The organism is Arthrobacter sp. I3, assembly GCF_000520575.1.
Classification (GTDB): Bacteria; Actinomycetota; Actinomycetes; order Actinomycetales; family Micrococcaceae; genus Arthrobacter; species Arthrobacter humicola_A.
The window spans coordinates 54579-59633 of the sequence record NZ_KI914962.1 but is presented as its reverse complement, the minus strand read 5'-3'; the positions used below and the strand labels follow the sequence as shown (position 1 = coordinate 59633).

Annotated in this window: 4 protein-coding genes and 1 pseudogene; all 5 read left to right on the top strand. The window is 65.0% G+C overall.

Annotated features, from left to right (window positions below; translation table 11 throughout):
- Positions 1 to 654, top strand: a 654-nt coding sequence (locus Y706_RS26755; RefSeq protein ID WP_043436741.1) for a Gfo/Idh/MocA family protein, incomplete at its 5' end; no start/stop codon positions are given.
- A 1-nt stretch (position 655) separates the two neighbouring features.
- Positions 656 to 1651, top strand: a complete 996-nt coding sequence (locus Y706_RS0120320) for a sugar phosphate isomerase/epimerase family protein (protein WP_028278028.1) — start codon at positions 656 to 658, stop codon at positions 1649 to 1651.
- Positions 1652 to 1745: 94 nt separating this feature from the next.
- Positions 1746 to 3326 carry a sugar ABC transporter ATP-binding protein gene (locus Y706_RS0120315; protein ID WP_084476295.1) on the top strand — a complete coding sequence of 527 codons (1581 nt, stop codon included), beginning with the start codon at positions 1746 to 1748 and terminating at the stop codon, positions 3324 to 3326.
- Entirely contained in the window at positions 3323 to 4360 is a 1038-nt protein-coding gene (locus Y706_RS0120310) for an ABC transporter permease (protein ID WP_028278026.1), read from the top strand. Before Y706_RS0120315 ends, Y706_RS0120310 begins: the two co-directional genes overlap by 4 nt.
- Positions 4357 to 5055, top strand: a pseudogene (locus tag Y706_RS26750) (ABC transporter permease); the annotation flags it as partial. The gene Y706_RS0120310 and the pseudogene Y706_RS26750, both read left to right, overlap by 4 nt.

The window sequence follows — 5055 nt, the reverse complement described above, 5'->3', positions numbered from 1 at the left end:
GTGCCCATGACCTGGCGGCTGAACAAGGACACCGCCGGGTCCGGCGCGCTGGGCGACATCGCCTCGCACGCGATCGACCAGGTGCTGTTCCTCCTACGCGAGCCGGTCACCGAGGTCTCCGGCCGGCTGCACACCTTCACCCGGCAGCGCCCGGGCGCTGCCGGCCTCGAGGAGGTGACGGTCGACGACGCCGCCTGGGTCATGCTGACCCTCGCCTCCGGGGCCATCGCCTCCGTGGAGGTCTCCCGGGTGGCCACCGGACAGAAAAACTCGCTGAAGCTGGAGATCTATGGTGACAAGGGTGCCTTGCTGTTCGACTTGGAGGACCTGAACGAGCTCGGCTTCCTGGACGCCACACTGCCGGTCCGCGAACAGGGCTTCCGCCGCATCCTGGTCAGCGAACCCGAGCACCCGTACCTTGAAGCATGGTGGCCGCAGGGCCACGTGATCGGCTGGGAACACACGTTCACGCACGAGATCCGCGACTTCCTCGTCGCGGTGGGCACCGGAACCCAGCCGTCGCCGTCGTTCGAGGACGGCCTGAGCGTCCAGCGGATCCTCGCGGCCGTGGAGGAAAGCGCCGCCGCCAAAGGTTCACTCATCCAGCTCACCCCGTCCGCACGGACCACCCAGACCACTACCGAAGGAGCCTGACATGCCCCGCCCGTACACCCTGTTTACCGGCCAGTGGGCCGACCTGCCCTTCGAGGAAGTCGCCCGCCTGGCCTCCGGCTGGGGCTACGATGGCCTGGAAATCGCCGTCTCCGGCGACCACCTGGACGCCTGGCGCTGGGACGAGCCCGGCTACGTCGAGTCCAAGCTGGCTGTGCTTCAGAAGTACAACCTCAAGGTCTGGGCCATCTCCAACCACCTCAAGGGCCAGGCCGTGTGCGATGACCCGATCGACTTCCGGCACGAGGCGATCGTCGGGGCCAGGGTCTGGGGCGACGGCGACCCCGAGGGCGTCCGGCAGCGCGCGGCTGAGGAAATGCAACACACCGCCCGGCTCGCCAAGGCCCTCGGCGTCGACACCGTGGTCGGGTTCACCGGATCCTCGATCTGGCAGTACGTCGCGATGTTCCCGCCCGTGCCGGAGAAAGTCATCGAGGCCGGCTACCAGGACTTCGCGGACCGCTGGAACCCCATCCTGGACGTCTTCGACGACTGCGGTGTCCGCTTCGCGCACGAGGTCCACCCCTCCGAGATCGCCTACGACTACTGGACCACCGTCAGGACCCTCGAGGCGATCAGGCACCGTGCGGCCTTCGGCCTGAACTGGGACCCGTCGCACTTCATGTGGCAGGGCATCGACCCGGTCTCCTTCATCTGGGACTTCAAGGACCGGATCTACCATGTGGACTGCAAGGACACCAAGCTGCGGCCCACCGGCCGGAACACCGTTCTGGGCTCGCACCTGCCCTGGGGGGACCCGCGCCGCGGCTGGGACTTCGTCTCCGCCGGCCGCGGGGACGTGCCTTGGGAATCCTCGTTCCGGGCACTGGCAGCGATCGGCTACGACGGCCCCATCTCGATCGAATGGGAGGACGCGGGCATGGACCGGCTCCACGGCGCCCCCGAAGCCCTCGCCGCGCTCAAGAAGTTCGACTTCCCGGCCTCGAACACCTCCTTCGACGCCGCCTTCAAGCAGTAAGAGACCGGCCGGAAAGCGGCAATAGTGAACGCTCGTTCACTTCTTGACGGATCAGAACCGGTGCTGTAACAGTTAGCTCGTGGAGGGCGCATCGATGGAGAACCACAACGAAACTGATGCCGTGAATGCTTCCGAGGCGCTCCATTCCGGCTCTCCGGCTCCCCCGCCAATCCTGGAAGTCCGCGGACTGACCAAGAGTTTTTTCGGCGTACCCGTACTGGAGGATGCCCATCTCAGCCTTCACCGGGGCCAGGTACACGGGCTCGTGGGGGAAAACGGCGCGGGCAAGTCCACCCTGATGAAGGTGCTGGCCGGGGTGTACCAACCCGACGCCGGAACCGTACTCCTGGACGGCCAGGAAGTGACTTTCAGCCATCCCACGAAGGCACACGAAGCGGGGCTGTCATCGGTGTTCCAGGAGTTCAACCTCCTCCCCGACCGGACGGTGGCCGAGAACATCTACCTTGGCCGGGAGCCGCGCCGCGGACTGCTCGTGAACAAGACCCTGATGAATTCGCAAACGGCGGAGTTGCTTGACTCCCTGGGGATCGCCGCCATCCGGCCCAGCACGCAGGTGCGGAGCCTGACGGTGGCTGAGCAGCAGGTAGTGGAGATCGCGAAGGCGGTCAGCTACGACGCCCGGATCATCTCCATGGACGAACCCACTGCGGCCCTGGCCGGCGCCGAGGTCGGACTTCTCTACGAGATAGTGGCACGCCTCCGTGAACGTGGCACGGCCATCCTCTACGTCTCCCACCGGCTCCGCGAAGTTTTCGACCTTTGTGACGTCATCACCGTCCTGAAAGACGGCAAGGTGGTCAGCACCCTACCCGCTTCCAAACTCGACGACGCCCAGCTGGTCCGGCTAATGGTGGGCCGGCCCATCTCGGCGTTCTTCCCGGACAAGTTACCCCGGGAGGATCTGACGCCAGACGGTCCCGAGGAGAAGCCGATCCTCGAGTTGCAAGGCGCCGGAAACGGCCAGCTGGACGGGATCAGCCTCAGTATCCAGCCCGGCGAGATTGTCGGCCTGGCAGGACTTCAAGGGTCCGGGCGCACGGAATTGCTTCATGGCATTTTTGGCGCAGCACCGTTCACCCGCGGAACGATGAAAATGGCCGGTGGGGGGCTGCTGCCCAAGTCGCCCCGCCAAGGCGTGCGGGCCCGGATGGCCCTGATCACAGAGGACCGCAAGGCTGAGGGCCTGAGCCTGAACCAGTCCATCCTGGACAACGCACTCAGTGTCATCAGGTCGGTCTTTCCGCGCCGCACGGGAGCCGTCAGGACAGAAATCCCGGGCGTATTCTCCTCCCTCGAGGTTATCGCCCGGGACCTGGACCAGGAGGTGCAGTACCTGTCGGGCGGCAACCAGCAAAAAGTGGTCCTCGCCAAGTGGCTGGCTATCCGCCCCCTGCTCGTCCTGCTGGATGAACCCACCCGTGGCATTGACGTGGGAGCCAAGGTGGCGGTGTACCGGCTGATGCGCCAGCTCGCGGCGGAGGGCAAGGCCATTTTGATGGCCTCCAGCGAGCTTCCGGAGGTTATCGGAATGTCGGACCGGATCCTTGTCATGCGTGATGGCCGGCTCGTCGGCGAACTGCCTGCCGGTACGTCGGAAGAAGCCATCCTCCAGCTGGGAACCGGCGCCAGGACAGCACCCGAAGGAGAGGCATGAAACAACGAGCAAGCTTCTTCCAGAGACTGTCTTCCACGCAGATCGTCTACCTGGTGGCGCTGGTGACACTCATCCTGGGAGTGTTGCTGGTGAACTCCATCGGGCGGAGTTTCTTCAGCCCAGGAAATATCTCGAGCATCCTGACAGGAACCAGTGTTCTGGGCTTCATCGCGATCGGCCAGACACTGGTCATCCTGGCAGGCAGCCTGGATCTGTCAGTTCCCTACGTCACCAGCTTGGCCAGCCTCATCGCTGCCGGGGTGATGGCCAACAATCCAAACAACGTCTTGTCCGGAGTCCTGCTGACGCTGGGCACCGCAGCGGTCATTGGACTCGCGAACGGGCTGATCGTCGCCCGCCTGAATGTGCATGGATTCATCGCCACGCTTGGTGTGGGCCTGATCATCAGTGGCTTCCTCGCCACCAATTTTAAGGGCAGCTTCGGCGAGACACCGCTTGCGTTCCGCCTCGTCGGAGCCACGGGGATCGGCCCGGTCCCGATCTCCACGATCATCATGCTGGCCTGCGCGGGCCTGGCCGGCCTGCTCCTGCACCGCACCCGCGTCGGCCACCACCTGTACGCTGTCGGCGGCGACATTGCCGTCGCCCGTACATCCGGAATCCGCGTTGACGTGCCGGTCATTACGGCGCATGTCATCTGTTCAGTACTGGCGGGAATGGCAGGGCTGCTCCTTGCCAGCAGGCTGGGCGTGGGCAGTCCCACTGTGGGTTCCCAGGGCGGCTACGACCTGCTCTCCATCGCAGCAGTTGTGCTCGGGGGCACGTTGCTCTCCGGCGGCAAGGGGACTATCACCGGCACCCTCGGCGGCGTGCTGATCTTTGCCATGTTGGACAACATCATGTCCGTCATGCAGGTCAACCCGTTCCTGAAGGATGTGGTCAGGGGCGTAGTCATCGTAGTCGCCGTCGCCGTCTATGCCCGTCGCCGGATCGTAAGCAGACCGGAACGGTTCCCCGCAAAAGGGTCCGTGGAAACGCCCGCGGCCCAGCCTGTGCCCGTGGAGGGGCCATGAGTACGGCTTTGAACTCCGAGCGCAGCGCGATTCTCAAGCAGAACCGTGCCAGCCGTTCCGAGCGGCTCCTGCGCGCCGTGCGCACCCCCGGCGGCGCCGTCTTCGTCCTGCTGACCGGCCTCCTGGCGACGATCATCGTCCTAAACCCGTCCTTCGGGGAGCCGGGTTCCTTCATCCGGTTCGTCGGCAGGACTGCCCCCATTGCCATTGCCGCCATCGGCCAGTACTTCGTCATTGTCGCCGGGGAATTCGACCTGTCGATGGGATCGGTCGTGACGATGCAGGTCATCGTTGCCGGCAACCTGATACGGCAGGACGATTCCAAGGTGATCCCCGTGCTGGTCCTGATGCTGGTGCTGGGCGCCTTCATCGGACTGGTGAACGGATTGATCACAACCTTGCTAAAAGTCCCGAGTTTCATTGTCACGCTGGGCATGATGCTGGCGCTTCTCGGGCTGGTCCTCTACTGGACCGGCGGCGCGGCCCAGGGGAACCCTGCGGACAGCTTCCGGCAGATCGGGCGCGGCGGCATCCAGGACGTTCCGGTTCTGGACATCATTCCGTACCCGGTCATTATCCTGACAGCGGCGGCGGTCGCGGGGTTCGTCCTGATGCGCCGCCCCTACGGCCGCATGCTTATCGCGGTCGGGGACAATCCTTCGGCGGCCGCACTCGCCGGCTCGCGCGTCTGGTGG

What these genes read in the sequence shown, in the direction of transcription:
- Y706_RS0120320 (WP_028278028.1), top strand. Translation starts at nt 656, where the DNA reads ATGCCCCGCCCGTACACCCTGTTTACCGGCCAGTGGGCCGACCTGCCC.
- Y706_RS0120315 (WP_084476295.1), top strand. Translation starts at nt 1,746, where the DNA reads ATGGAGAACCACAACGAAACTGATGCCGTGAATGCTTCCGAGGCGCTC.
- Y706_RS0120310 (WP_028278026.1), top strand. Translation starts at nt 3,323, where the DNA reads ATGAAACAACGAGCAAGCTTCTTCCAGAGACTGTCTTCCACGCAGATC.